At 52.0% G+C, this 25,101-nt stretch carries 26 protein-coding genes; 11 read left to right on the top strand and 15 right to left on the bottom strand.

All coding sequences use genetic code 11. From position 1 onward, the window contains the following. Positions 1-95 precede the first annotated feature (95 nt). From Q8M75_RS05775 to Q8M75_RS05735, 9 genes are all read right to left on the bottom strand, one after another. Positions 96-1,553, bottom strand: coding sequence for a DegQ family serine endoprotease (locus Q8M75_RS05775; protein ID WP_371131753.1), 1,458 nt, complete (start codon positions 1,551-1,553; stop codon positions 96-98). 46 nt (positions 1,554-1,599) lie between these two features. Beyond that, positions 1,600-2,838, bottom strand: a complete 1,239-nt coding sequence (fabF, locus tag Q8M75_RS05770) for a beta-ketoacyl-ACP synthase II (protein ID WP_305487280.1) — start codon at positions 2,836-2,838, stop codon at positions 1,600-1,602. 31 nt (positions 2,839-2,869) lie between these two features. Beyond that, positions 2,870-3,109, bottom strand: a complete 240-nt coding sequence (gene acpP / locus Q8M75_RS05765) for an acyl carrier protein (protein WP_028819177.1) — start codon at positions 3,107-3,109, stop codon at positions 2,870-2,872. A 91-nt stretch (positions 3,110-3,200) separates the two neighbouring features. Then, positions 3,201-3,944 carry a 3-oxoacyl-ACP reductase FabG gene (gene fabG, locus Q8M75_RS05760; RefSeq protein ID WP_305487259.1) on the bottom strand — a complete coding sequence of 248 codons (744 nt, stop codon included), beginning with the start codon at positions 3,942-3,944 and terminating at the stop codon, positions 3,201-3,203. 15 nt (positions 3,945-3,959) lie between these two features. Next, entirely contained in the window at positions 3,960-4,901 is a 942-nt protein-coding gene (fabD, locus tag Q8M75_RS05755; protein WP_305487257.1) for an ACP S-malonyltransferase, read from the bottom strand. A gap of 26 nt (positions 4,902-4,927) precedes the next feature. Then, positions 4,928-5,914: a beta-ketoacyl-ACP synthase III gene (locus Q8M75_RS05750; RefSeq protein WP_305487254.1), complete on the bottom strand. Its 987-nt coding sequence runs from the start codon at positions 5,912-5,914 to the stop codon at positions 4,928-4,930. Continuing rightward, positions 5,911-6,936, bottom strand: a complete 1,026-nt coding sequence (gene plsX / locus Q8M75_RS05745) for a phosphate acyltransferase PlsX (protein ID WP_305487253.1) — start codon at positions 6,934-6,936, stop codon at positions 5,911-5,913. Before plsX ends, Q8M75_RS05750 begins: the two co-directional genes overlap by 4 nt. Positions 6,937-7,008: 72 nt before the next feature. Then, complete coding sequence (rpmF, locus tag Q8M75_RS05740) at positions 7,009-7,188, bottom strand: 50S ribosomal protein L32 (protein ID WP_011902241.1); 180 nt, start codon at positions 7,186-7,188, stop codon at positions 7,009-7,011. Between the two features lie 102 nt (positions 7,189-7,290). Further along, on the bottom strand, positions 7,291-7,878 hold the full coding sequence (locus Q8M75_RS05735) for a DUF177 domain-containing protein (RefSeq protein ID WP_305487201.1): 588 nt from the start codon (positions 7,876-7,878) through the stop codon (positions 7,291-7,293). Between the two features lie 32 nt (positions 7,879-7,910). Between Q8M75_RS05735 and Q8M75_RS05730 the strand changes: the two genes are divergently transcribed. After that, entirely contained in the window at positions 7,911-8,519 is a 609-nt protein-coding gene (locus tag Q8M75_RS05730; protein ID WP_305487200.1) for a Maf family nucleotide pyrophosphatase, read from the top strand. Further along, entirely contained in the window at positions 8,516-9,298 is a 783-nt protein-coding gene (locus Q8M75_RS05725) for an SAM-dependent methyltransferase (protein ID WP_305487198.1), read from the top strand. The genes Q8M75_RS05730 and Q8M75_RS05725 overlap by 4 nt, the downstream gene beginning before the upstream one ends. Positions 9,299-9,301: 3 nt before the next feature. Here Q8M75_RS05725 and sppA read toward each other — a convergent pair whose 3' ends face one another. The 3 genes from sppA to Q8M75_RS05710 are packed head-to-tail and all read right to left on the bottom strand — an operon-like array spanning position 9,302 to position 12,048. After that, entirely contained in the window at positions 9,302-10,243 is a 942-nt protein-coding gene (gene sppA, locus Q8M75_RS05720; RefSeq protein ID WP_305487195.1) for a signal peptide peptidase SppA, read from the bottom strand. 9 nt (positions 10,244-10,252) lie between these two features. Further along, positions 10,253-10,984 carry an HAD-IA family hydrolase gene (locus tag Q8M75_RS05715; RefSeq protein ID WP_305487193.1) on the bottom strand — a complete coding sequence of 244 codons (732 nt, stop codon included), beginning with the start codon at positions 10,982-10,984 and terminating at the stop codon, positions 10,253-10,255. Positions 10,985-11,016: 32 nt separating this feature from the next. Beyond that, positions 11,017-12,048, bottom strand: coding sequence for an RluA family pseudouridine synthase (locus tag Q8M75_RS05710; protein WP_305487190.1), 1,032 nt, complete (start codon positions 12,046-12,048; stop codon positions 11,017-11,019). A gap of 450 nt (positions 12,049-12,498) precedes the next feature. Here Q8M75_RS05710 and Q8M75_RS05705 point away from each other — a divergent pair, with 450 nt between their 5' ends. The 5 genes from Q8M75_RS05705 (at position 12,499) to Q8M75_RS05685 (ending at position 18,659) form a co-directional block, all read left to right on the top strand. Then, positions 12,499-15,201, top strand: a complete 2,703-nt coding sequence (locus tag Q8M75_RS05705) for an Rne/Rng family ribonuclease (protein ID WP_305487189.1) — start codon at positions 12,499-12,501, stop codon at positions 15,199-15,201. A gap of 72 nt (positions 15,202-15,273) precedes the next feature. Continuing rightward, complete coding sequence (moaA, locus tag Q8M75_RS05700) at positions 15,274-16,389, top strand: GTP 3',8-cyclase MoaA (RefSeq protein ID WP_305487187.1); 1,116 nt, start codon at positions 15,274-15,276, stop codon at positions 16,387-16,389. After that, on the top strand, positions 16,389-17,003 hold the full coding sequence (gene mobA / locus Q8M75_RS05695; protein ID WP_305487185.1) for a molybdenum cofactor guanylyltransferase MobA: 615 nt from the start codon (positions 16,389-16,391) through the stop codon (positions 17,001-17,003). Before moaA ends, mobA begins: the two co-directional genes overlap by 1 nt. 23 nt (positions 17,004-17,026) lie before the next feature. Next, on the top strand, positions 17,027-18,352 hold the full coding sequence (gene glp / locus Q8M75_RS05690; protein ID WP_305487182.1) for a gephyrin-like molybdotransferase Glp: 1,326 nt from the start codon (positions 17,027-17,029) through the stop codon (positions 18,350-18,352). A gap of 13 nt (positions 18,353-18,365) precedes the next feature. Continuing rightward, entirely contained in the window at positions 18,366-18,659 is a 294-nt protein-coding gene (locus tag Q8M75_RS05685; RefSeq protein WP_108469451.1) for a hypothetical protein, read from the top strand. A 44-nt stretch (positions 18,660-18,703) separates the two neighbouring features. Here the strand turns inward: Q8M75_RS05685 and Q8M75_RS05680 are convergent, their stop codons facing one another. Beyond that, positions 18,704-19,696, bottom strand: a complete 993-nt coding sequence (locus Q8M75_RS05680; protein ID WP_305487179.1) for a D-glycerate dehydrogenase — start codon at positions 19,694-19,696, stop codon at positions 18,704-18,706. Between the two features lie 144 nt (positions 19,697-19,840). Between Q8M75_RS05680 and fdxA the strand changes: the two genes are divergently transcribed. From fdxA to Q8M75_RS05660, 4 genes are read left to right on the top strand one after another with little or no spacing between them, the layout of a single operon-like run. After that, complete coding sequence (gene fdxA, locus Q8M75_RS05675; protein ID WP_305487178.1) at positions 19,841-20,164, top strand: ferredoxin FdxA; 324 nt, start codon at positions 19,841-19,843, stop codon at positions 20,162-20,164. 41 nt (positions 20,165-20,205) lie between these two features. Then, on the top strand, positions 20,206-21,246 hold the full coding sequence (locus tag Q8M75_RS05670; RefSeq protein ID WP_305487176.1) for an NAD(P)/FAD-dependent oxidoreductase: 1,041 nt from the start codon (positions 20,206-20,208) through the stop codon (positions 21,244-21,246). Between the two features lie 42 nt (positions 21,247-21,288). Next, positions 21,289-22,083: a thymidylate synthase gene (locus Q8M75_RS05665; RefSeq protein WP_305487174.1), complete on the top strand. Its 795-nt coding sequence runs from the start codon at positions 21,289-21,291 to the stop codon at positions 22,081-22,083. Positions 22,084-22,098: 15 nt separating this feature from the next. Beyond that, positions 22,099-22,593, top strand: coding sequence for a dihydrofolate reductase (locus tag Q8M75_RS05660; protein ID WP_305487172.1), 495 nt, complete (start codon positions 22,099-22,101; stop codon positions 22,591-22,593). Between the two features lie 20 nt (positions 22,594-22,613). On the opposite strand, the gene Q8M75_RS05655 is transcribed toward Q8M75_RS05660, so the two are convergent. Both Q8M75_RS05655 and pmbA read right to left on the bottom strand, forming a co-directional pair. Next, complete coding sequence (locus tag Q8M75_RS05655; RefSeq protein ID WP_305487170.1) at positions 22,614-23,702, bottom strand: TRAP transporter substrate-binding protein; 1,089 nt, start codon at positions 23,700-23,702, stop codon at positions 22,614-22,616. A gap of 49 nt (positions 23,703-23,751) precedes the next feature. After that, positions 23,752-25,098 (bottom strand): metalloprotease PmbA, encoded by a 1,347-nt coding sequence (gene pmbA / locus Q8M75_RS05650; RefSeq protein WP_305487167.1) that lies wholly within the window; start codon positions 25,096-25,098, stop codon positions 23,752-23,754. Positions 25,099-25,101: the final 3 nt, after the last annotated feature.

The raw sequence follows: 25,101 nt of genomic DNA, 5'->3' as shown, positions 1-25,101 counted from the left end.
AGGATGATGCGCTGCAATAAGTTGTCTTGGATTAATTGTACTGGTTGAGCCTAAAACCCATTGGTTTTAGGCTTTTTTGGGGGATTAGCCTCAAATTAGGGGGCTTTGGGCCTCAGCGGGACAATCAAGGTACTGTCAGCGCGGCGTACAAACAGCGCCACAGCCCGATTGGCATCCAAACCTTTGGTTAGCCCCTCAAACTGCTTTACGCTCGTCACATCGCTATCACCAACCCGCACAATCACATCACCCACGCGAATCCCGGACCGGGCAGCAGCTCCCTCGCCTAGGCTTGTAATCTCAACCCCAGACTTGACGTTTAGCTCCCGTTTTTTGGCGTCAGACAATTCGGTTACGCCCAGTCCAAAGGGGTTATTGCTGGTTGCTGCAGATGCCGAACTATCTGGCTTTTTTGCCGCAGCCGTTTTTGTGCTGGCCTCGGCATCTGCCACCACGACGGAGAGGTCGCGCGCGGATCCTTTACGCCAAACCTGAACGCTTGCCTTCGTGCCTGGCTTCGTTTCGCCAACGATGCGTGGGAGATCGCTTGATTTGCTAATGTCGCGCCCACCGAATGTCAAAATCACATCACCGGCTTCGATCCCGCCACTCGCTGCTGGACCGTTGGGTTCGACATTGCGCACGTATGCACCACGCGGCCGTCCAAGACCCAAGGTCTCAGCCATTTCTTTGCTTAGGTCACCCAAGGCAACACCAATCCGGCCACGCACCAGCTTACCTGTCGTGCGTAACTGATCAGCAACGCGCATCGCCTCATCGATCGGAATAGCAAATGAAATTCCCATATAGCCACCCGAGCGACTAAAGATTTGAGAATTAATACCGATGACCTGGCCAGCAGTATTAATCAACGGGCCACCGGAGTTACCGGGATTCACGGCCACATCGGTTTGAATGAAGGGCAAGTAGTCGCCGGTATCGCGGCTTTTGGCCGACACAATTCCAGCAGTAACGGTGTTCTCAAGGCCAAATGGGGAACCAATCGCCAAGACCCACTCGCCGACCCGCAACTTAGAGGAATCGCCCAACGGAAGTTTCGGCAAACCAGTGGCCTCAATCTTGAGCACGGCAACATCGGTACGCTTGTCTGCACCCAATAACTTGGCTGTAAATTCCCGCTTATCAGTCAGGGTGACGTAAATCTTATCGGCGCCTTCGACCACGTGGGCATTGGTCAAAATCAAACCATTGGAATCGATAATGAAACCAGAGCCAACGCCGCGCTCTGCTTCGCGTGGCTGCCCAGGCGTAGAGGGTCCAGATTTAGGAGCGCCTGGCATCGGTACACCAAAGAAGCGACGAAAAAACTCTGCCTGCTCTTCCGGAATGCCAGGGGGAAGTCCGCCTTGCGCTTGTTGCGCTGCAGCCCGCTGCTCGGTTGTCCGAATATTAACCACGGCAGGACTGGCCTTTTCGACCAAATCGGCAAAATCCGGCGCCAATATCCTTGCCGGCTGCGCCATCGAAGCAGGCATAAACGCAAGCTGACCCAAACTCAAGGCAGTCAATACCGCTAAAACAGTCTTTTTCATATTGTGTGCAGCCCTGCGGGCCTTAAAAGGGGTAGATGACTAGATATTAGGTCAACTTACCAAAAATCAAGGTACCGTTAGTACCCCCAAAGCCAAAGTTGTTTTTGATGGCATGGTCGATTTTGACGTCGCGCGCGGTATTCGCGCAGTAATCCAAGTCGCACTCGGGATCTTGGTTAAAAATATTAATCGTGGGCGGTGATTTTTGGTGGTGCAGAGCCAAAATAGTAAAGACGGATTCAAGGCCACCAGCGCCGCCTAATAAATGACCCGTCATGGACTTGGTTGAATTGACCACCACCTTTTTGGCATGATCACCCAAGGCCGCTTTAATGGCTTCAGTCTCATTCTTATCGCCGAGCGGCGTTGAGGTGCCATGCGCGTTTACGTACTGAATTTGATCTGCATTGAGGCCTGCATCACGCATCGCGTTTTGCATACAGCGCTTCGGTCCATCCATATTGGGGGCGGTCATATGATATGCATCCCCACTCATACCAAAGCCGAGTAATTCGCAGTAAATGGTGGCGCCACGCGCGCGTGCATGCTCATACTCTTCGAGTACGACAACGCCAGCGCCTTCGCCTAATACAAACCCATCGCGATCTTTATCCCAAGGACGGGAAGCAGTGGCTGGGTCATCATTACGGGTTGATAAGGCCCTGGCAGCAGCAAAGCCACCGACACCTAAGGCGGAAATAGTCGACTCTGCACCGCCGGCGACCATCATGTCTGCATCACCGTATTGAATCAATCGTGCGGCCAGGCCGATGCTGTGCAAGCCGGTTGTGCAGGCAGTCACCGCAGCTACGTTCGGGCCTTTGAGATTAAACAAAATACTCAAATGCCCCGAAATCATATTGATGATGGAGCCAGGAACAAAGAATGGGGAAATTCGGCGTGGGCCACGGGCTAGCAATTCAGCACCGGTGTCTTCGATCATTGGCAGACCGCCAATGCCAGAGCCCACTAGAACGCCAATACGCTCCGCGTTTTCTTCGGTGATTTCAATGCCACTGTCTCGAATTGCCTGCGCGCCAGCAGCAATGCCGTAATGGATAAAGGTATCCATGTGACGCGCTTCTTTGGCCGAGACATATTCTTCTACATTGAAGTCTTTCACTTCACCCGCAAAATGAACGCTCAGCGGAGTGTGATCAAACTTGGTAATGGTGGCAATACCGCTTTTACCACTCACGACGCTAGCCCATGCCGTGTCAACCGAATTGCCTACCGGGGAAATAATCCCCAGGCCGGTGACAACCACGCGGCGCTGGTTTTTCATAGCGGACACAGCCTTGGGCCTAGCTCAGGAATTAACCCTGGGCTTTTGATTTAGCAAAATCGATTGCGAGTTGAACGGTCGTAATTTTTTCAGCTTCTTCGTCTGGAATTTCAATACCAAACTCATCTTCCAAAGCCATAACCAATTCAACTGTGTCAAGCGAGTCAGCGCCTAAGTCATTAACAAAGGATGACTCATTTTTGATGTCTCCCTCAGCCACGCCTAATTGTTCAGCGACGATCTTCTTAACGCGTTGTTCGATGTTATCCATTAAGTCCCCCAGGGGTTGTAAAAAATGATTCAAGGATTTTAGCAGTTTGGCACAAACACTGGCAGAACTGCCTCTTTCCAGATTAGTAAAATTAAGCTAAATATAGGCCACCATTGACGTGGAGGGTGTTTCCAGTGATGTAAGCCGCCGCCGAAGAGGCCAAAAACGCCACTGCCTGAGCCACATCTTCGGGGGTCCCCAAGCGAGCCAATGGAATGTTCGCCTTGAGCGCATTTTGCTGCTCCTCGCTTAAAGCGCGGGTCATATCGGTATCAATAAAGCCAGGGGCAACGCAATTGACGGTAATGTTGCGACTGCCAATCTCGCGAGCCAAGGCCCGGGTCATGCCAGACACCCCAGCCTTTGCAGCCGCATAGTTCGCTTGACCTGGATTTCCCATATGCCCAACAATCGAGGTGATGTTAATAATGCGACCGGAACGCGCCTTCATCATTGGACGCAATACGGCCTGCGACAAACGAAACACCGCACTTAAATTGGTATCGATCACATCGGTCCATTCTTCGGACTTCATGCGCATCGCCAACTGGTCACGCGTGATACCGGCATTGTTCACCAAAATCTGAATGCCGCCAAAGTCCTTCACAATTAAATCAATAATGTCTTCGCATGCCTTTGGGTCCGTCACGTTCAGCGCAACTCCACGGCCGCCATTCGCCTTTACGCGCACGTCAATCGCAGCAGCACCTTCTGCCGTGGTTGCGGTACCAATGACCTTGGCGCCCGATTGCATCAAGGCATCCGCGATGGCTTGCCCAATACCACGGGAGGCGCCGGTCACCAGCGCGATTTGTCCTGTTAGATCCAGATTCATCTTTCTTCCTTGTACTTATTGTTGCTTGGCTGCCTCTAGGGCTTCATTCAAGCTCACTGCATCAAAAATTGGTAGGCCGATGACGCCTTCATGAATGCGCTTAGTCAGGCCCGCCAAAACTTTGCCGGGGCCGCATTCATATACCTGCGTAACACCCTGCCCTGCCATCGCATGAATAATTTCTTGCCAGCGTACGGGTTTGGCAGCTTGGCGCACCAGGGATTCTTTGATGTCAGCCGGGCTGCTGAGGATAGTGACATCCACATTGTTAATCACTGGAATTTCTGGAGTAAGGATTGCCAGGTTTTCAAAATACGTTTTTAGTTTCTCAGAGGCCGGCTGCAAGAGCGATGAATGGAATGGTGCTGATACCGGCAGCGGTAAGGCACGCTTCGCGCCCGCCTCTTTTAGTAACTCACAGGCCTTAGTCACTGCGGAATTAGCGCCGGCAATAACCACCTGCCCAGGGGCATTGAAATTGACGGCCTCTACCACTCCACCTGCAGCCTGGCTTGCAGCGCGGCAAACCTCAACTACAGTGGCGTCGTCCAAGCCCAAGATGGCTGCCATGCCGCCAGTACCAACAGGGACAGCACTTTGCATCGCTTCTGCACGAAAGCGCACCAAGGGAACTGCGTCTTTGAATGCCAATGCATTCGATGCCACTAAAGCAGAGTACTCGCCTAAGCTATGTCCCGCCATCACTGCAGGCTTGGGTCCGCCCGCGGCTAACCAAGCGCGATAAAAGGCGACTCCGGCCGTGAGCATCACGGGTTGTGTATTGGTGGTGAGCGATAAGGCCTCAGCAGGACCCTCGGCAATTAATTTACCAATGTCCTCACCTAAGGCGTCGGATGCCTCTTCAATCGTGGCACGCACTTCAGGACGATCGGCAATGGTGTTGAGCATTCCCACTGACTGGGAGCCTTGACCTGGAAAAACAAATGCAAATGTCATATGAAAAATTCCAAAGAATCGCTGAATTAATATTTTAGGACGACCGCGCCCCAGGCAAAACCACCGCCCACGCCTTCAAGTAAGAGATGCTGACCGCGCTGAATTTGCCCCGATCGCACACCCGCATCCAGCGCGAGTGGAATTGATGCGGCCGATGTATTGCCATGCTCAGAAACAGTCACGATCACTTTATCCATCGACATGCCCATCTTGCGGGCTGTGCCCTCCATGATGCGAATATTGGCTTGGTGTGGCACGAGCCAATCAATTTGTTCGGGTTTTAGGTTTGCACGATCGAGCACTTCATGGGCAACTTGCTCGAGTACTTTGACGGCAAGCTTAAACACGGCCTGACCATCCATGGTCATAAACGGCGATCCTGTAATGCCGCCGCTAACTGCTCGGCCAGGAACGCACAGAATATCGCGCTGACTTCCATCGGCATGCAATGCACTGGCCAAGATGCCTGGCTCACTGCTAGCCTCCAAAATAACTGCGCCTGCGCCATCACCAAACAAGACGCAGGTGGTGCGATCTTGAAAATCGAGGATACGGGAAAACACTTCCGCACCAATCACCAAGACCTTACGATAGCCACCGGTTCGAATCATGGCATCGGCAACTGACATGGCATACATAAATCCGGCGCATACGGCTTGCACATCAAAAGCGGCGCAGCCGTGGTGGGCGCCCAACTTATCTTGAATCACGCACGCAGTACTCGGAAAGCCGCCCAAATGGTCTGGCGTGGAGGTGGCCAAAATAATCAGATCCAGATCAGCAGCAGTGCAATTGGCACTCGCCATTGCAGCTTGAGCTGCTTTCATACCAAGGTCGCTAGTGAGCTCGCTATCGCTTGCAAAGTGGCGCGCCTCAATACCGCTGCGCGTCTTAATCCACTCGTCACTGGTCTCAAGGCCTGACTTTGCCAGGCGTGCCACGAGATCATCATTACTTAGGCGCAGCGCAGGCAAATAACTGCCAGTGCCGGCAATACGGGAATAGATTGTCATGCTGGCGCCCTCATTGCAAATGCCTCGGCAATGCGTTCCACCATATTGCCTTTGGCTGCTTCATATGCCCGCTCCAGAGCAAAGCCAAAACTGAAACTATCCGCAGAGCCATGGCTTTTAATCACGCATCCGCGCAGACCCAATAAAACGGCGCCGTTATAACGCCGGTGGTCGACTCGCTTGCGCACGCGCAGCAGCGGCAGCATGGCGCACATGGCCATTATTTTGGTTAACCATGACCGATTGAATTCCTGGCGAATCAAGCCACTCATCATTTTTGCCAATCCTTCACTGGCCTTCAAGACCACATTACCGACAAAACCATCGCACACCACAATGTCCGTTGTGCCCTTAAAAATATCATTGCCCTCAACATTGCCATAAAAGTTGAGATTGCTGGCACGCAATAACTCACCCGTGAGTTTGACAACCTCGTTGCCTTTAATCACTTCCTCACCAATATTGAGTAAACCGATTGTTGGGCTTGGCTTTCCTTCGACGACCCGCACCATCACGTCCGCCATCTGTGCAAATTGCATTAAGTGCAGAGGCTCACAATCGGCGTTAGCGCCCAGGTCCAAAACGGTGGTGGCCCCACCGAGTTCATTGGGCATGCCCGTTGCAATCGCTGGGCGATCAATGCCATCGAGGGTTTTGAGAACATATCGCGAGATGGCCATCAAGGCGCCCGTATTACCAGAAGAAATAATGGCATCGGCTTTTTGATCCTTGACTTGCTCAATTGCAACCCGCATCGATGAATCTTTTTTGCGCCGCAAGGCGACCTCAATGGAATCATCCATTAAGACCACTTCGGTAGCTGCAATAATTTGAATGCGATCACGCGGAACGTCTCCGAGCCCGCTCAAGGCTTGCTCGATTGCATCGACATTACCAACTAAGGTGATTTTGGCATCCGCGTGGCTGGCTAAAAAAGCACAGCTTGCGGGAACGGTGATTGAAATACCGTGATCTCCGCCCATGGCATCGACTGCGAGAGTCACACTCTTGGGTTCGGTCATTGCGGCAAATCGGTTTTAAGAAAAAAGCGGCTTAATTGAATTCAAGCCGCTTCGATCAGATGATTCGAGGAATTAATCGTTCTTGGTTTTAACGACTTTGCGACCACGGTAGTAGCCGTTTGGGGAAATGTGGTGACGCAAATGCGCCTCACCAGTAGTCGCCTCAACAGCAGTAGCAGGTGCAGTTAAAAAGTCGTGCGCACGGTGCATGCCACGCTTGGAAGGGGATTTTTTGTTTTGTTGGACGGCCATATTGAACTCCTAAGCAATAGAAGATTCTAACATAGAAACAGCCGAAAACCAGGCTTTCGGAGTGGGATTAAAGCCCTTAATAGGTCGATTTGGTGCCTCGATCTAGTCTTTTTTCTTCATATTTTTCAATATGTTAAATGGATTATCTGGTTTTTTTAGGGTTTCGCCTTGGTTGAGGATATCGTCTGCCCCGGCCCCCAAGCTAGCCGCCTCACACGCACCCTCGGGGTGCTTTGGAATCAGCGGCAGGGAGAGCAAAACCTCATCCTCAATGGTTCCCAGCAGATCAAACTGCGAACTCGCCACCAGGGGTTCAAGCGCATCATCCTCGATCGGAAACGCATCCGCCAGGGCTTCATTCGCGAAAAACACGAACTGGCGCGATTCCTCAATCTGAACCAAGCAGGGCTGCATGCACCGCTGGCAGATTAGGTGCATCTGGCCCTTTAGGCTTAAATTCATTTTGAGTCGGGGCTCACCCCCTGCAAGCCCATCAAAATAGGTCTTTACCGCCCATTCAAAGCCATCGCCTGCGGAGCGTGCGGCGGCTTCTAAAGCGACTCGCGGCAAGTCATCCAGTGCGAGAAATCCATGCCCAGCATAGGTTTGCGATACCAGTAGATCAATTGAGCGCAAGGCCTTGGGCTCGGTGGGCAGAGTCAGGGTAGGTAAAACGGGATTACGATTCATGCTCTTAGTCTAAATGAAGGTACGCTTACTGCATGGGTAACCTACAAACACAGCCGCTCATTTTGGCTTCGAGCTCGATTTACCGTCGCGACCTTTTGGCGCGCTTGGGCCTGCCTTTTGAGGCCATTTCGCCTGAGGTCGATGAGCGCCCGCTTCCAAATGAAGGAGTTGATGCTATGGCACTGCGCCTGGCCATTGCAAAAGCGGCTGTCATTGCAAAGCTTCATCCGAATGCCTGGGTCATCGGCTCAGACCAAGCGGCCGATCTCCACGGTGAAGCGATTGGCAAGCCGGGTAATTTTGACAATGCGCTTTCGCAATTGCAGCGCATGCGCGGCCAAACTGTGCACTTCCATACTGCCGTCTGCCTTATGCGAGCAGACTATTCTGTTGCCATGAATGTCACTACCGAAGTTCGATTTCGGGACTTGCCCGATGCCACTTTGAGCAACTATCTCAAGTTAGAGCAGCCCTATGATTGCGCGGGAAGCGCAAAGTGTGAGGGTATGGGTATTGCCCTACTGGAATCCATTCGCTCAGATGATCCTACTGCGCTCATTGGTCTCCCCTTGATTACATTAAGTGCACTGCTGCGGGATGCCGGTTTTGAAATTCCTCCCTCACGAAATGATCTGCAATGAAGACTGCATCGAAACTAGGAACACTCTATTTAGTACCCAATACCTTGGGTGATGATGCGCGCTCAGCGCAACTTCCCCACGTCATGCCCATTGAAACGATGCGCTGCGCATCGCAACTCACGCACTGGATTGTCGAGGACGCCAAAACAGCACGCGCCTTGCTAAAGTCGATGGATAGCCTCGCGCCTTTAACTTGCTCCATTCAAGAAATGCAGATGACCGAATGGCGTGGTGCTGCGCGTAATGCCAAGTACGGCGACAAGATCAAACCGGAAGCGCTCCTCGAGCCTTTGCTGCGTGGCATCGATATTGGCCTGATGTCTGAGGCGGGCGTACCTGGAGTTGCCGATCCTGGAGCAGAGTTGGTGTGGGCAGCACATCGGCTAGGTGCTTGCGTTAAACCACTGATTGGCCCAAGCTCCTTGCTCTTGGCTTTAATGGCAAGCGGACTAAATGGACAGCGTTTCGCATTTCAGGGGTATCTGCCGCAAGATGGCGGTGAACGCACTGCATGCCTCAAGCAATTAGAGTCTCAATCACGCAAGTTGCAGCAAACCCAGCTCTGGATTGAAACGCCCTATCGAAACGCAGCCATGATGGCGAGTTGCCTGCAGGCCCTTGCGCCACAAACATACCTATGCCTTGCACTTGACTTGAGTCTACCGACCGAAGAAATCAGAAGCATGGCACTTGCAGACTGGAAGAAACTATTCGCTAGCGAAGCAGCCTCTGCTGCCTTGCAAAATCGGCCCTGCGTGTTTTTATTGCTGGCGCACTAAACCTTATTTGATATCGCCTGTCTTCACCAAGGCTTTACCGGCGGCAGTACCCATCTCAGCACCAAAGCGTTTGGCAACCCGCTCGGCAAAGTTTTCTTTCATGGTGTAGTCAAGAATATTCGGCGCTTTAAAGACATCACGCGCCACGGTATCGACCGTACCAAAACCATCGGCTAGCCCCAGTTTTACTGCTTGCTCGCCACTCCACACACGACCAGAAAATATCTCGGGATTGTCTTTGAGGCGATCACCGCGGCCTGCTTTTACCACCTCAATAAACTGCTGATGAATTTCATTGAGCATGGTTTGCACCATTTCAACTTGCTTGGGATCTTCCTTGCTAAACGGATCGAGCATGCCCTTGTTGGAACCTGCTGTAATCATGCGGCGTGAGATGCCGAGCTTGTCCATGAGTCCAGTAAAGCCAAAGCTATCCATCACTACCCCGATCGAACCCACAATGCTGGCTTTATCGACCAAAATTTGATCGCCCGCAACCGCAATGTAATAACCGCCGGAGGCGCAGATATCTTCTACCACCACATGCAGGGGCTTATTCGGATACAGCGCACGTAAACGCCGAATCTCATCATTAATAATTCCGGATTGCACTGGCGATCCACCTGGACTATTGATGCGCAGAATCACGCCTACGCTGTTGTCATTTTCAAAGGCAGCCTGCAACGCGGATCCAACATCCAAAGCGTTAGCGATGGCGTTTGGACTAATTTCTCCTTCGATGCTGACCATCGCTGTATGGCGCTCGCTACCAAAGCTGCCGCCAAAAGGGCGTAAATCAAATACCTGCAAAATGAAACCAACAATGAGGATGAGAGATAGAACCCGCAATAGGGTTTTCCAACGCCGCGCTTTCCGACTCTCTTTTAGATTTTCTAAAAGCAGGTGCTCAAGTGCTTGACGCTCCCAATTTTTTTCTTGTTCCATGTGTAATCCTTAAGCAGGTTTTGCAGCAGCTAAATCAATGTAGGTATTGTGTTGAAGCCAAGCGCTAAGCTCTGGCACGCTGTGCACATAGCCTAGGGAATCGGTTGTTTGTAAGGTATCGAGTGGATGAGCGCCATAGGTGACAGCAACCCCATCCACACCCGCATTGATCGCCATTTGCAAATCATGGGTGGTATCCCCCACCATCAACATTCGACGTACCGGCACTTGCAGCACATCAGAGAGCTCAAGTAACATACCGGGATGCGGCTTTGAAAACGATTCATCGGCAGTACGTGTTTCATCAAACAGATGGCCAAGGCCATGGTGAGTCAATGAACGATCTAAACCAACGCGCGATTTACCCGTTGCTACGCCCAGACGAAAACCGGCAGCACGAAGTTCCTCTAGTAGTTCACGAATACCGCCAAATAAATGCAGATCATGATCACGCGCTAAATAATGGTGGCGAAAGCGATCTACTAATTTGGGGAAATGCACCGGCTCAATCCATGGCACCGCCCTGCGCAGTGAATCCTGAATGCCCAATCCGATCACTGAACTTGCCAAAGAATCATCTGGCTCTGGAAAGCCAAGATCGCGGCAAGCCTGCTGAATGCAAAACACAATCGTTGGAGTGGAGTCGATGATGGTGCCATCCCAGTCCCACACAATCAGCTCATAGCGTCGTTCTTGGTCTTTACTATGACTTGCTTTAGGGGATGACTGGACTTGCGGCATTGCTGGGGACCTTGCTGAATATCGAGGAATCACTATACCGTTTCTGGCTTAATGGGGTGAAAGCCCTTCAGAAAAGCGGTGAAGTCAGGCGGTAAGGGAGACTCAATCCGCATCTTCTCTCCACTACGCGGATGAATAAATCCAGCAAGGTGGGCATGCAATAAAAGGCGTTTGGGCCTTAAGCGGCGATCCTCGTCATCGATTCCGTATTTATCATCCCCCAAAATCGGATGTCCTATTTTTTGCAAGTGCACTCGAATTTGGTGGGTGCGACCCGTTTTTAATTGAGCCTCTGCCATGCTTACCCGGTCTTCGCCCCGCTCATAAGTCTGGGTCACGCGCAGCGAAGTATGGCTCGGCAATCCTTGCGGATCCACTTTCACGCGACGTTCACCATTGGCTAACAAGTATTTATGCAGGGGGAACTTCAATTGCACCGTTGGGCTTGCGAGTGCGATCTGCCCATGCGTGACTAAGTAATACCGTTTATCAGTCAGGCCTTCTCGAATCTGCCGATGGAGCTCAACCAGGGCGCTGCGCTTTTTTGCGAGCATCAACACACCCGAGGTATCGCGATCCAGCCGGTGTACTAGCTCCAGGAAATGCAACTCGGGCCGCGTCATGCGTAAGGTCTCAATCACGCCAAGAGAAATACCGGAGCCACCATGAACTGCCAGACCAGATGGCTTATCCACAATGAGCAACGCCTCATCTTCGAACAAAATCGGCATTTTGGCGGAATAGAGCTGCGCGCGCGATTGGTCTTTAAAGGCGTTTTCAGCAGGTCCGCGATCGGGGGCGGCTAAGCGTACTGGCGGAATGCGGATTAAGTCCCCCTCCATTAGGCGGGTAGTGGGCTCTGCGCGTTTCTTGTTGACCCGAACTTCGCCTGAGCGAATGATGCGATAGAGGTGGCTCTTAGGAACCCCTTTAGCCCATTTGAGGAGGTAATTATCCAGGCGCTGCCCAGCCTCTTCCGGTCCAATCGTCTGAAATAGGACCTGTGCAGCTGCTTTTGGAGCGCTTGGGCTAGGGCTTGGGCTTAGAGTAGGGTCGGATTTCATAAAGGGGGGATTTCTTCGCCAAAATAGCAAAGAAACTAAGAATACCCTTATTGTCAAACTACTTCTACCGTATAATCAAGGCACTAGCCAATTAATTGGCCCGATGCAGAAATTCATCGTGGAGCTTGGAGTCGCCCTTAAAAAGACTCCCGGGGTTGCCCCTCTCCCGTTTTAATGAGGCGCAGGGTTGGTGTGCCGTTTGCCGCGACCCGCGATTAGAAGACAGTTTTTAGGCACGCGCCTGCATTGATGGCCTTAAGGAGGTCTCTGCGGCGAGTGTCCAGTGTGGCACCGACCTTCATACCCTTTAGATCGGTTAAAGCCCGGCTCAGCGCTAGGCAAAAGCTTGTTCCACACTCGTAAAGCCACTTGGGAATACATCCCCATGATGGCGCCAACTCTGTCCCCGACCGCACCGCGCAGCGACATCCTCCCCCATAGGAGAGTGTTATGAAACGCATGTTATTTAATGCAACTCAACAAGAAGAGTTGAGAGTCGCCATCGTCGATGGTCAAAAATTAATCGATATTGATATTGAAGCTGCCGGTCGTGAACAACGCAAAGGCAATATTTACAAAGGCGTTATTACGCGCATTGAGCCTTCGCTCGAAGCGTGTTTTGTCAATTACGGCGAAGAACGCCACGGCTTCCTGCCATTTAAAGAAGTAGCGCGAACCTACTTTAAAGATGGAGTGGATGTTCGCAATGCCACTATTAAAGAAGCCCTGCGCGAAGGCCAAGAAATCATTGTTCAGGTAGAAAAAGAAGAGCGTGGCCAAAAAGGCGCTGCACTGACCTCTTTTGTCTCCTTGGCTGGCCGCTACTTGGTATTAATGCCAAATAACCCCCGCGGCGGTGGCGTATCGCGCCGCATTGAGGGCGAAGATCGTCAGGAATTACGTGAGGCCATGGCTCAGCTTGAAATCCCCGACGGCATGAGCATCATTGCCCGTACTGCCGGTATTGGCCGCGACGCTACTGAATTGCAATGGGACTTAAGTTACTTAATGCAGTTGTGGAAGGCCATTGATGAGGCGGCCCAAGGTAATTCCGCGCCACTCTTGATTTATTTAGAGTCCAGTCTGGTTATTCGTGCGATTCGTGACTACTTCCAGCCCGATATTGGCGAAATCCTAATCGACACCGACGACATTTTTGAGCAGGCGCAGGCCTTTATGTCAGTCGTCATGCCGGATAACTTGCCGCGCGTTAAACGCTACCAAGACGATGTGCCGCTCTTTTCGCGGTTCCAGATTGAGCACCAAATTGAGACGGCCTACTCCCGTACCGTTCCCCTGCCTTCTGGCGGCGCGATTGTGATCGACCATACTGAAGCCTTGGTTTCGGTCGACGTCAACTCCGCACGCGCTACCCGCGGATCGGATATTGAAGAGACTGCTACACGTACAAACCTTGAAGCAGCCGATGAGATTGCACGTCAAGCACGCTTACGTGACCTTGGCGGTCTGATTGTGATTGACTTCATTGATATGGAGTCCAGCAAGAGTCAAAAGGATGTAGAAAATCGCTTGCGTGATGCTCTGCGTCACGATCGTGCTCGCGTTCAGATGGGCAAGATTTCTAAATTTGGCCTGATGGAAATGTCACGCCAACGTTTGCGCCCTGCTTTATCCGAAGGTAGCCACGTTGCCTGCCCACGTTGTAATGGTACGGGCCACATTCGCGATACCGAATCGTCTGCATTGCAAGTCTTGCGGATTATTCAAGAAGAGGCCATGAAAGAAAATACGGCCGCGATTCATACGCAAGTTCCCGTTGAGGTGGCTGCCTTCCTCTTGAATGAAAAGCGTGCTGAAGTAATTAAGATCGAGAGCCGTTTCAAAGTCAATGTCTTGATGATTCCAAATAAGCATTTGGAAACGCCACATTACAAATTAGAGCGCTTGCGCCATGACGACGTTCGTCTCGACGATCAAAAAGCCAGTTACGTTATGGCCGAAGAAGCCGCGCGTGAACTCGAAGCCGATACGGTAGTCAGCCGCAAAGAAGGCGATGTAAAAGCGCGTCCTGAGGCTGCCGTAAAAGGCATTACTCCAAGCCAACCTGCACCGGTTACCCAGCCACGTCCAGCGCGCGCTGCGAGTGCGGATACGCAATCCAGCTCGGGCGGTTTCTTTGGTTTCATCAAAAAACTGTTCTCCTCTAGCGAACCTGAAGTGAAACCAGCAGCTCCTGCTCCACGCGGCCGCAATGCCCAGGGCCGCGACGGTAATCGCAATGGCGGTGATCGTGGCGGACGCAATCGTGGACGTCGCGGCGAACGCAGTGAGCGCGGTGAGCGGCCAGCAGGTGCAACTCCCGATGCCACCTCGAATACCGAGGGTGCACGTGAAGCAAAACCCCGTCAAGAAGGTCGTGGTCGCAATCGCAATGGTCGCACCGAGCGGCCTGAAGTCGCGCGCAGCGATGCAGATGCTGTAAGCACCAAGCCAAGCGATACTCCATCCACCGCTGATAGCAATTCAGCAGCTGAGGGCAGCGATGAACGCCGGGGTCGCGGTCGCAATCGACGCGGTCGTGGTCGTGGGCAACGCACCGAGCGTACTGAAGGTGCTCCAGAAGCGCATGCAACAGTGATCACTAGTTACTCTGCTGGTGGTGCATGGCCCCCATCCGGCATGGCTGGATCATCGGCAACCATTCCTACAAGTGAACTGACTGCCAGCTTTACTGCTCGCAAAGCAAGCCCACAATCGGGCAGTCGCGGATCTCGCCCGCCACGCTCCAATAACGGCGAGCGTAACCATGGTGATCGTAATAACGGCGCAGCTCAGCAACCCTCGGAATCTTCTTCGGCCAGTTTCGTGTCCGCAGCGAGTGCACCCGCACCAGCGCCTGCGAAGCCGGTGGTGGCAGTAGCGCCGGTCATGTCAGCTCCAGCGCCTGAGCTACCAAAAGTAGCTTTCACCCCGCTCGAAGAAAAGCCTCTGCAGCAAGTCATCGAATCAGCAGGCATGGTTTGGGTTGGTACAGACACAGCTAAATTAGCTGAAGTCCAAACCCAGATCCAGTCTGAACCAGCCCCAATGCGGGTTGTACGTGAACCCAAGCCACCAGCCGCACTTCCTCAGGGCCCCATGGTTCTGATCGAAACCGGCGGCCAGGAAAAATCGGTACCGAAAGAAATCTAAAACAAACAAAGCCCCTTTATTGGGGTTTTGTTTAATTCAGCATCCCTTTCTAATCACCGCCATAATTGAGTCATGGTTGAACGCGTTATCCCCATCCGCATCGACGAAGGCAAGGGCCTTGCCCCTGTAATGCCGTCCAGTCTGGCCGCTCCCACGAGCCGATCAGTCGATTTGCGTGGGCGTCCTTTGCGTGATTTACGGATTTCGGTAACGGACCGCTGCAACTTTCGGTGTACCTACTGCATGCCAAAAGAAGTGTTTGATCAGGACTATCCTTACCTGTCACAAAGTGCGCTACTGAGCTTTGAAGAGATGACACGCCTCACAGTCATTTTTGCATCGCTTGGCGTTGAAAAAATTCGCTTGACGGGTGGCGAGCCATTGCTTCGCAAGAATGTCGAGACCTTAATCGCAATGCTGGCGGAAATTAAAAAACCGGATGGCAATCCCCTGGAGTTAACGCTCACCACCAACGGTAGCCTGTTGCGAAAAAAGGCAGGGCAACTCAAGGCGGCTGGCTTACATCGCCTCACCATTAGCTTAGATGGTTTGAACGATGCCATCTTTAAAAAAATGAATGATGTGGATTTTCCAGTGGGTGATGTACTGGATGGCATTGCTGCGGCTCAAGAAGTTGGATTTGAGTCGATTAAAGTCAATATGGTGGTGAAAAAAGGCACGAATGATCAGGAGATCATTGCGATGGCGAGTCACTTTCGCAACACTGGCGTCACCTTGCGCTTTATCGAGTTTATGGATGTCGGCAGTTCGAATGGTTGGGATATGAAAGAAGTTCTACCATCCAAAGAAGTGATTGAGCGCATTCACGCGATGTATCCACTAGAACCCATTGAAGCCAACTATGCTGGTGAAGTTGCGCAGCGCTGGCGCTACCTTGATGGTGCCGGCGAAATCGGTGTTATTTCCAGCGTGACCCAAACCTTTTGCCATGAGTGCAGTCGCGCCCGCATCTCGACGGACGGTCAACTCTACCTCTGTTTATTTGCCAGTCAAGGCTACGACTTCAAGACGATGTTGCGCTCTGGCTGCAGCGATTTAGAGATTGCCAATGCCATCATGGGCACCTGGTCTGTCCGCAACGATAACTACTCCGAAATCCGTGGCCAAGCGACTACAGAGCTTGGGCGCTCGGCACACAAAGTAGAGATGTCCTACATTGGTGGTTAATGACTGCGCATGCTGAGATTACCGGCCTGATTTTGGCGGGCGGCCGCGCCCAGCGAATGGGCGGCATCGACAAAGGTTTAGTCTCCTTCATGGGAAAGCCATTGATAGAGCATGCCATTGCCAGGTTAAGCCCTCAAGTCACCACCATCCTGATTAATGCCAATCGTAATCATGATCGCTACGTGCAATATGGTCATGCTGTCATAGCCGACCATCACCCGGATTTTGCCGGTCCACTTGCTGGCTTTGCGGCTGGCCTCAAGCAGTGCAAAACCGAATACCTTCTGTCCGTACCCTGTGACTCGCCGGTCTTTCCTCTCAATTTAAGTCAGAAGCTACTAGAGGAAATGAACTCCACGCAATCCGATCTCGTCTATGCCTCCAGCATAGATTCGGCGGGTGCAACTTGGACGCAGCCGGTTTTTTGCCTGATGCGTCGCAGCGTTCAGCAATCTCTTCAAGAATTTTTAGATCAAGGCGGGCGCAAAATTGACCGCTGGTTCGAAGCCCTGCCCTCGAGCACGGTTGTCTTTGCCGATGAAGCGGCGTTTGCTAACACCAACACGCCAGAAGAGTTGCAGGCCTTAGAGCAAGTCTTACGCGCCTCAAACTGAATTCTATTTTAGGATCGTCCACGATGAGCTCCTCACCCCTCTCGCCCAATGCTCCGCACTTACTCAGCACTGGCCTCACAGTTGAAGAAACCCGCGCAGCCATTTCTGATCTCGTAGATCAACTACTCCGCACAGGCGTAGTTGCTGAGACCGAATCGGTTTCACTCGATCAAGGTCTCAATCGCGTTTTGGCAAGCGATGTGTTGTCGCCGATTGACGTTCCCGCCGCTGACAACTCAGCGATGGATGGGTTTGCCTTTCGGGGAACAGAACTCAGTAGTGGTCCCCTCACTCAATTGATGGTTGTGGGCACTGTTTTTGCAGGCACCCCTTTTACCGGTTCGCTCGCAGCAGGCCAATGCCTCAAGATCATGACGGGGGCATTGATGCCTAATCAATGCGATACCGTCATACCGCAGGAAATGACGCAAAAACCTCCCCTTGCCGCCGACGGCATTGAACGCATTCAATTTGAATCGAGTGCAGTGTCGACTGGGGAGAATCGACGCTTGCGCGGTGAAGATCTAGCACAAGGCTCTGTAGCGATTGCGGCGGGACGCATGCTACGGCCATCGGATTTAGGTTTGGCTGCATCGCTTGGCATTAATACGTTGACGGTAAAACGCAAATTACGGGTAGCTATCCTCTCATCGGGTAATGAGTTACGGCCCCTTGGGGCGGCTCTAGACTCAGGCAGTATTTATGACAGCAATCGCTATAGCCTGATGGGGCTGCTTAATCGCCTGGGCCTGGATGTGCTCGATTGCGGAATCATTCAGGATGATCCACTGGCATTAAAGACCGCCTTTACAAAAGCAGCATTAACGGCGGATGTGATCATTTCCTCGGGCGGGGTCTCGGTTGGTGAGGCTGATTTCACCAAACAGGTCATGCAGGAATTAGGGGATGTGGGCTTTTGGAAAATTGCCATGCGCCCTGGACGGCCAATGGCATTTGGCATTCTCAAACCGGTTCCCAATCAACATCCCCCGCGTAGCACCCTATTTTTTGGTTTGCCCGGCAACCCCGTTGCGGTTATGGTGACCTTCTATCAATTTGTTCAATCGGCGCTATTGCAGCTGAGCGGCGCAACGCAGCTTAGGCCGCCACTGACCCAGGCCATTGCATCGGCAGCGATTCGTAAAAAGCCGGGTAGAACCGAATACCAACGGGGCATTTTAGAAATCGGCCCCGATGGCAGGGCGCAGGTTCGAATCACCGGCAGTCAAGGTGCGGGCATCTTGCGCTCGATGAGTGAAGCCAACTGCTTTATTGTTTTGGGCCACGAGCAAGGCAATATTGCGGCCGGCGACCTAGTAAATGTGGTGCTTTTTGAGGGACTGCTTTAAGATTGCAGCAATTATGAAATTCACGAAAAAAGAAATTGTCTATTTAGACCCGCTGCATACCGCCAAAACCTTGGTTTTGGTCTACCTCTGCTTCTCGGTTCCGATCGTTTTATTGGCTTTGTTTGTGGCATTCGTGCGCGACGGGTCCATTCCCGGATTTACCGTCGTATCGGCTTTAATTCTGAATGCCCTACTTGGCTTTGGCTTGCTGTGGATTGCATGCAAAGTCTACAACTGGGTGGCCGACAAGTTTGGTGGCATTGAGCTCGCCCTGCGCGAATTACCCGACGAAATCGAAACCGATTAATCCTTGCTAGGGTTTTACTAGCAAGGGCCTAACAACGGCATCGCTTACTTCGTCAATACTTCTGTATTAATCAGGCTTGGTGGTTTATCGCCAGCCAGTGCCGCTCGAACGTTTCGGGCGGCTAGCGCAATCATGGCCCTGCGGGTTTTTTCGCTCGCGCTGGCGATATGCGGTGCTAACACGATATTCGAACAGGCCAATAAATCCGGATGCACTTTGGGCTCGCCCTCAAATACATCGAGGCCCGCTGCAAAGATGGTCTTGGCTTTCAGTGCCGCAGCCAAAGCAACGTCATCCACAATACCGCCGCGGGCAATGTTCACCAGCGTTGCGGTGGGTTTCATTAAGGCAATTTCTTTTGCACCAATCGTGTGATGACTCTCGGCTGAATAGGGCAGCACCAAAATAACGTGATCGGCTTCCTTGAGCAGAGTTTCTTTATCGACATAGCGCGCTTGGCAGGCTTTTTCATCGACCCCGGGCAAGCGACTGCGATTGTGGTAAATCACATTCATACCAAAGCCCAAAGCGCGCTTGGCAATGCCTTGACCGATACGGCCCATACCAATAATGCCAAGCGTAGTGTGGTGGATATCCATTCCTAAGGGATTGGTGACAATCGACCACTGATTCCAATGGCCGTCCCGAATCCAGCGCTCGGACTCGGTTACGCGGCGCGCGGTTGCCATTAGCAAGGCAAAGCCAAAGTCTGCGGTTGTATCCGTGAGCACATCAGGGGTATTCGTTGCCATCACCCCAGCAGCCGTCATCGCAGGCACATCAAAATTGTTATACCCCACCGAAATGTTAGCCACAATCTTCAGGTCTTTAGCCTGCGCAAGGGCTTTGGCATCAATGCGCTCACTGCCCGTGACCAATGCAGCAGAAACCCCAGCCAACTGGGAGGCAAGGGCTTCCGGGGTCATCACGACATCTGCTTGGTTGGAGATGACATCAAAGGATTGTTCTAGCTCAGCCAGCGCCTCAGGGAAAATAGCTCTGGAGACAAGGATTTTAGGTTTTGAGGTGGTATTCATTCTTGGCACTTTACACCAAGCCTAATGGGTCTTTCTTGGAAAAAGAGGCAATTCGGCTAAAATGGGATCGTATGCTGGTTGCTATGCCATCCCCTGTTGGCTCCTAGCTTCTGGTCCTTTTCGCTATCCAACTCGTTAAATGCCATGACCTACGTTGTTACTGAAGCCTGTATTCGCTGCAAATATACCGACTGCGTTGATGTCTGTCCGGTTGATTGCTTTCGCGAAGGACCGAACTTTTTAGTGATTGATCCCGATGAGTGCATCGATTGCGCCGTCTGCGTTCCGGAGTGCCCAGTCAATGCGATTTATGCTGAAGACGATGTACCCGGCGATCAGCAAGCATTCATCAAAATGAATTTAGATCTGGCGCAGGGCTGGCCATCAATTACCAAATCCAAAGGCGCCCTTCCCGATGCAGAGGAATGGAAAGACGTTACTGCCAAACTAGATCAACTCGTCAAGTAAAGCAGATGTAATGGATTGCATTCAATCCAAACGAGGCTGCTGTGCAGGCAATTGAGACCGATGCCCTCATTATTGGCGCGGGTCCAGTCGGTTTATTTCAAGCATTTGAATTGGGTTTACTCGAAATTCAGGCACACATCATAGATGCATTGCCAGAAGCGGGCGGCCAGTGCGTTGCCCTCTACCCCAACAAACCCATTTACGATATCCCAGGCATTCCGGTTTGTACTGGCCGTGAGCTAGTCAATAATCTCCTGCAGCAGATTGCTCCCTTTGATCCGCCAATACACCTGAGTCAAGCGGTGACGGAATTACAACAAGAAGACGATTCCCGCTTTTTTATCCGCACTAGCGCAGGTCAATCCTTTGTCAGTAAAACCATTTTTATTGCGGCTGGAGTGGGGGCATTTCAAGCCCGTAAGTTAGCGCTCGATGGTATTGCTGTATTTGAGAACAAGCAACTCTTCTATTACGTGGAAGAGCCCGAGCAATTTAATCAGCGCACCATCGTCATTTGCGGCGGCGACGAGACTGCTGTGGAATGGGCCATTCATTTTGCGTCCACCGCCAAGCACGTCACCCTAGTACATCGCCGCAGTGAATTGAAGGCAGACAAACACATCCTGGATCAGTTTCATGATCTGCACGCCGCTGGAAAAATTACCTTTTGCATTGGGCAAGCCACTGGCTATGCAAGCAGTGATGATCAGCTAACGGCGCTTGAAGTTGAGGATCTTGATGGCCATACGCAAACCATCCCACTCGATGCCCTACTGGTCTTTTTTGGCCTGTCACCCAAATTAGGGCCGATTGCCGATTGGGGCCTCGCACTCAGTCGCAAGCAAATTGAGGTGGATACCGCCCGCTTTGAAAGCAGCATCCCAGGGATTTTTGCCGTCGGTGACATCAACACCTATCCCGGCAAGAAAAAACTGATCCTATCGGGCTTTCATGAGGCGACATTGGCGGCCTTTGCGGCAGCCCAGGTCATTTTTCCCGACCGGCCAGTGCAGTTGCAATACACCACGACATCCCCCAAATTACAGCAATTACTGGGCCTACAGAAGCCTGCGTCAGATTGAGTTAATCTCTACCTATTCCCATTTGATTGAACAGTTAAACGAATGCATCAATATCACGAACTTATGCAGCACGTCCTAAACCAGGGCGTCCAAAAATCCGATCGAACCGGCACTGGCACCCTCTCGGTTTTTGGCTATCAAATGCGCTTTAATCTAGCTGACGGTTTTCCGATGGTAACGACCAAAAAGTTACACCTCAAATCCATCATCTATGAATTACTGTGGTTTCTCAACGGTAGTACCAACAATAATTGGTTAAAAGAGCGCGGCGTTTCGATTTGGAATGAGTGGGCAGCCCCCGATGGCGAATTGGGCCCGATCTACGGTTACCAATGGCGTTCATGGCCAGCGCCCAATGGTCAGCACATCGATCAAATCAGCGAAGTCGTAAACAGCATCAAAACCAATCCTGATTCGCGCCGCCTGATTGTCTCGGCATGGAATGTGGCTGATATTCCGCGCATGGCCCTGGCCCCATGCCATGCTTTTTTCCAGTTTTATGTTGCCGATGGTAAATTATCCTGCCAGCTGTATCAACGCAGTGCCGATATCTTCTTAGGAGTGCCATTTAATATTGCCAGCTACGCCCTGTTAACGCACATGGTTGCGCAGCAGTGCGACTTAGAGCCGGGTGAGTTTATTTGGACGGGGGGCGATTGCCATCTCTACAGCAATCACCTCGAGCAGGTCGAATTACAACTCTCACGTAAGCCATTCCCACTGCCGCAGCTCAAGATCGGGCGCAAGCCTGCATCACTCTTTGACTATGCGTTTGAGGACTTTGAAATTGTGGGTTATGAATGCCATCCCCACATCAAAGCACCTGTTGCCATTTAATTGATTCGATAAACCATGACTCAACCTGCTATCTCTATGATTGTGGCCCGCGCCCGTAACCACGTGATCGGGCGTGACAATCAAATGCCCTGGAAAATATCCGCTGACCTGCAATTTTTTAAGCGCGTCACCATGGGCTACCCCGTCATCATGGGCCGTAAAACTTGGGAATCGATTGGCCGCCCTTTGCCCGGCAGGCGCAATGTTGTGGTGAGCCGTAACCCCGACTTGCAGCTCACTGGCGCGGAAGTAGCTAGCTCCTTAGGCGATGCGCTCGAGCGCTTGAGTGACCTGGAGCGGGTCTTCGTGATTGGCGGAGAGCAACTTTTTACTCAGGCCTTTGATTTAGCTGACCGCCTTTACATTACCGAAATTGACATTGAGGTTGACGGCGGCGATACCTTTTTTGCCGTCCCCCACCCAGAACAATGGCGCGAACTAGAGCGCACCCCCGCACACGAAGGCGACATCCATTTCGACTTTGTTACCTTGGAGCGTAAGTCAAAATAAGTTTGTGTTGCGCTTGATTGCTACAGTTTTTTATTGAAGCTGTACTGTGCAAATGCCTGTTCGGCCACATTAAACCACTGCGCCTCCATGTTCCGAAAGCGCCGGTAGTCTTCATAAATGGCTTTGAAGCGGGGATTTTTTGCAGCCTCCTCGGCATAGGCCTCTTGGGTTGCAGTGAAGCACGCATCGAGTATTTGCGTATTGAACTTGCGCAATACGGCGCCGTTTTGCAGTAAGCGCTGGAGTGCTGGAGGATTGAGGGCGTCGTACTTCGCGCACATCTCGGTATGCGCCAAAAAGCAAGCCGCTTCCCATGCAGCTTGATAGGCAGGAGGCAATTCATCCCACTTCTTTTTATTCACCAGAAAAGAGAGTGACGCACCACCTTCCCACCACGCAGGGTAGTAGTAATTTTTAGCTACTTTGGCTAGGCCAAGCTTTTCGTCATCGTAAGGACCGACAAATTCGGCAGCATCGATTGTGCCTTTTTCTAAAGCGGAATAAATTTCACCGGCGGGTAGCTGCTGTGGCACAACCCCTAATTTGGAAAGAATGTTGCCGGCAAACCCAGCAATCCGAAACTTAAGGCCCTTGAGATCAGCAACCGTTTTGATTTCTTTCCGAAACCAACCGCCCATTTGGGTTCCAGTTTGACCGCCCATGAAGTTCACAATATTGTAGGAAGCGTAGAGCTCGCGCATTAACTTCATACCATTGCCATGCAGCATCCACGCATTTTGTTGGCGCGCAGTCATACCAAACGGCGCTGCAGTATCAAAGATAAAGGCACTGTCTTTGCCTAAGGAATAGTAGCCTGCGGTATGCCCCACCTCGACTGTACCGTTTTGCACTGCATCTTGAACTTGCAGTGGCGGAACGATTTCACCGGCAGCGAATACCTTGACGTTGAATTTTCCGTCGGTTGCTTTGCGCAGCGCATTGGCAAAAATCTCAGACGTGCCATACAAATTATCCAGCGACTTCGGAAAGCTCGAAACCAGACGCCAATTGAGGTTAGGCTGTGACTGCGCAATGGCTGGCGCCGCTAAAGTAGCGCCGCCAACACCGGTTGCAATCGTTGCTTTTTTTAAAAATGATCTGCGTTCCACAAAGGCTCCCTTCTTATGTTCCATGTATTGCGTAATCTAAACTGTGCTTTTACTTTCCGCCAATCGTCATCGACCCAATCAGAATGGAGCCCGTCTCCTTGGTGCCCCGCACTAAGGTGTCGCTGCCAATCAGTTCAATGTTCATCAGCATGTCGCGCAAGTTACCAGCAATGGTAATTTCTTCGACGGGGTACTGTATCTCCCCGCCTTCGACCCAGTAACCAAAAGCACCGCGAGAGTAATCGCCGGTGACGTAATTGACGCCCTGACCCATGAGCTCGGTCACGAGCAAGCCCGTACCCATTTCCTTCAGCAAGGCAGGCAAACCCCCTTTAGGCGTTCTTGAGCTACTGAGACGCAGGTGATGCGAGCCCCCTGCATTGCCGGTGGTTTTCATGCCAAGCTTGCGGGCAGAGTAGCTGGATAAAAAGTAGCCTTCCAAAATCCCGTTCGATACCACGCTGCGTGCACGGGTCTTGACGCCTTCCTCATCGAATGGGGAACTGCCAGTTAGGCCTTTAAGATGGGGGTCCTCGCGCAAGTCAACGTGGCTTGGTAATACTGGTTTACCGAGGCTATCTAACAAGAAGCTCGAACGGCGATACAGGGCGCCCCCTGAAACCGCTTGAACTAGGGAGCCTATCAGGCCCGCAGCCAGCGGAGCTTCAAATATGACAGGGCAGCGGCGCGTGCTGAGTGATTTGGCATTTAGGCGCGATAAGGCGCGCTGCGCTGCATAACGGCCAATATCGGCTGGCTTGGCTAGGTCATGCGCCATGCGTGAACTGGAATACCAATCGTCACGCTGCATGGCGGATTTTTTTCTGCCGCCGCTGGCAATCGGCGCGCACGAAATAAAATGCCGCGAGTATGGATAGCCGCCCATAAAGCCGTTACTGGTACCCATCATAAAATGAGCGTGGTGCGCCGATACGGAAGCGCCATCGCTATTCTTAATTTGCGGACTCACAGCAAATGCAGCGGCCTCTGCACGCTGAGCCAAGGCAATGGCCTCATCTGACTCAATCATCCACGGATGAAACAGATCTAAGTTTTTAGGCTTTTTTTCCAAGAGGTCTGAATCGGGTAGCCCGGCACAATCATCTTCCGCGGTATGCCGTGCAATGTGAAATGCAGCCTCGACGGTTTTGCGTAAAGAATCCGGTGAAAAATCACTGGTACTGGCATTGCCGCGGCGCTGACCAAGGTAGACGCTTAAACCAATTTGCTTATCTAGACTTTGCTCGATGGTTTCTACCGCCCCTTTTCGGACGGTGACCGAAAGGCCTTGTCCCTCGGAAACCTCGACTGCCGCATCAGAGGCGCCTAACTTACGGGCCTCGGAGAGCATAAATTCGACAATGACTTTGAATTGATTGGGGGTATATGTAAACATCCC

This window comes from Polynucleobacter sp. (assembly GCF_030693775.1).
Lineage (GTDB): Bacteria > Pseudomonadota > Gammaproteobacteria > Burkholderiales > Burkholderiaceae > Polynucleobacter.
The sequence above is the reverse complement of the archived record's forward strand: the minus strand, read 5'-3'. Positions and strand labels throughout refer to the sequence as shown.

What these genes read in the sequence shown, in the direction of transcription:
- glp (WP_305487182.1), top strand. Translation starts at nt 17,027, where the DNA reads ATGAGCTCCTCACCCCTCTCGCCCAATGCTCCGCACTTACTCAGCACT.
- Q8M75_RS05680 (WP_305487179.1), bottom strand. Translation starts at nt 19,696, where the DNA reads ATGAATACCACCTCAAAACCTAAAATCCTTGTCTCCAGAGCTATTTTC.
- Q8M75_RS05710 (WP_305487190.1), bottom strand. Translation starts at nt 12,048, where the DNA reads ATGAAATCCGACCCTACTCTAAGCCCAAGCCCTAGCCCAAGCGCTCCA.
- pmbA (WP_305487167.1), bottom strand. Translation starts at nt 25,098, where the DNA reads ATGTTTACATATACCCCCAATCAATTCAAAGTCATTGTCGAATTTATG.
- Q8M75_RS05715 (WP_305487193.1), bottom strand. Translation starts at nt 10,984, where the DNA reads ATGCCGCAAGTCCAGTCATCCCCTAAAGCAAGTCATAGTAAAGACCAA.
- Q8M75_RS05685 (WP_108469451.1), top strand. Translation starts at nt 18,366, where the DNA reads ATGAAATTCACGAAAAAAGAAATTGTCTATTTAGACCCGCTGCATACC.
- fabG (WP_305487259.1), bottom strand. Translation starts at nt 3,944, where the DNA reads ATGAATCTGGATCTAACAGGACAAATCGCGCTGGTGACCGGCGCCTCC.
- moaA (WP_305487187.1), top strand. Translation starts at nt 15,274, where the DNA reads ATGGTTGAACGCGTTATCCCCATCCGCATCGACGAAGGCAAGGGCCTT.
- Q8M75_RS05730 (WP_305487200.1), top strand. Translation starts at nt 7,911, where the DNA reads ATGGGTAACCTACAAACACAGCCGCTCATTTTGGCTTCGAGCTCGATT.
- Q8M75_RS05705 (WP_305487189.1), top strand. Translation starts at nt 12,499, where the DNA reads ATGAAACGCATGTTATTTAATGCAACTCAACAAGAAGAGTTGAGAGTC.
- fabD (WP_305487257.1), bottom strand. Translation starts at nt 4,901, where the DNA reads ATGACATTTGCATTTGTTTTTCCAGGTCAAGGCTCCCAGTCAGTGGGA.
- Q8M75_RS05750 (WP_305487254.1), bottom strand. Translation starts at nt 5,914, where the DNA reads ATGACAATCTATTCCCGTATTGCCGGCACTGGCAGTTATTTGCCTGCG.
- plsX (WP_305487253.1), bottom strand. Translation starts at nt 6,936, where the DNA reads ATGACCGAACCCAAGAGTGTGACTCTCGCAGTCGATGCCATGGGCGGA.
- sppA (WP_305487195.1), bottom strand. Translation starts at nt 10,243, where the DNA reads ATGGAACAAGAAAAAAATTGGGAGCGTCAAGCACTTGAGCACCTGCTT.
- fabF (WP_305487280.1), bottom strand. Translation starts at nt 2,838, where the DNA reads ATGAAAAACCAGCGCCGCGTGGTTGTCACCGGCCTGGGGATTATTTCC.
- Q8M75_RS05735 (WP_305487201.1), bottom strand. Translation starts at nt 7,878, where the DNA reads ATGAATCGTAATCCCGTTTTACCTACCCTGACTCTGCCCACCGAGCCC.
- Q8M75_RS05775 (WP_371131753.1), bottom strand. Translation starts at nt 1,553, where the DNA reads ATGAAAAAGACTGTTTTAGCGGTATTGACTGCCTTGAGTTTGGGTCAG.
- fdxA (WP_305487178.1), top strand. Translation starts at nt 19,841, where the DNA reads ATGACCTACGTTGTTACTGAAGCCTGTATTCGCTGCAAATATACCGAC.
- Q8M75_RS05725 (WP_305487198.1), top strand. Translation starts at nt 8,516, where the DNA reads ATGAAGACTGCATCGAAACTAGGAACACTCTATTTAGTACCCAATACC.
- mobA (WP_305487185.1), top strand. Translation starts at nt 16,389, where the DNA reads ATGACTGCGCATGCTGAGATTACCGGCCTGATTTTGGCGGGCGGCCGC.
- Q8M75_RS05665 (WP_305487174.1), top strand. Translation starts at nt 21,289, where the DNA reads ATGCATCAATATCACGAACTTATGCAGCACGTCCTAAACCAGGGCGTC.
- acpP (WP_028819177.1), bottom strand. Translation starts at nt 3,109, where the DNA reads ATGGATAACATCGAACAACGCGTTAAGAAGATCGTCGCTGAACAATTA.
- rpmF (WP_011902241.1), bottom strand. Translation starts at nt 7,188, where the DNA reads ATGGCCGTCCAACAAAACAAAAAATCCCCTTCCAAGCGTGGCATGCAC.
- Q8M75_RS05660 (WP_305487172.1), top strand. Translation starts at nt 22,099, where the DNA reads ATGACTCAACCTGCTATCTCTATGATTGTGGCCCGCGCCCGTAACCAC.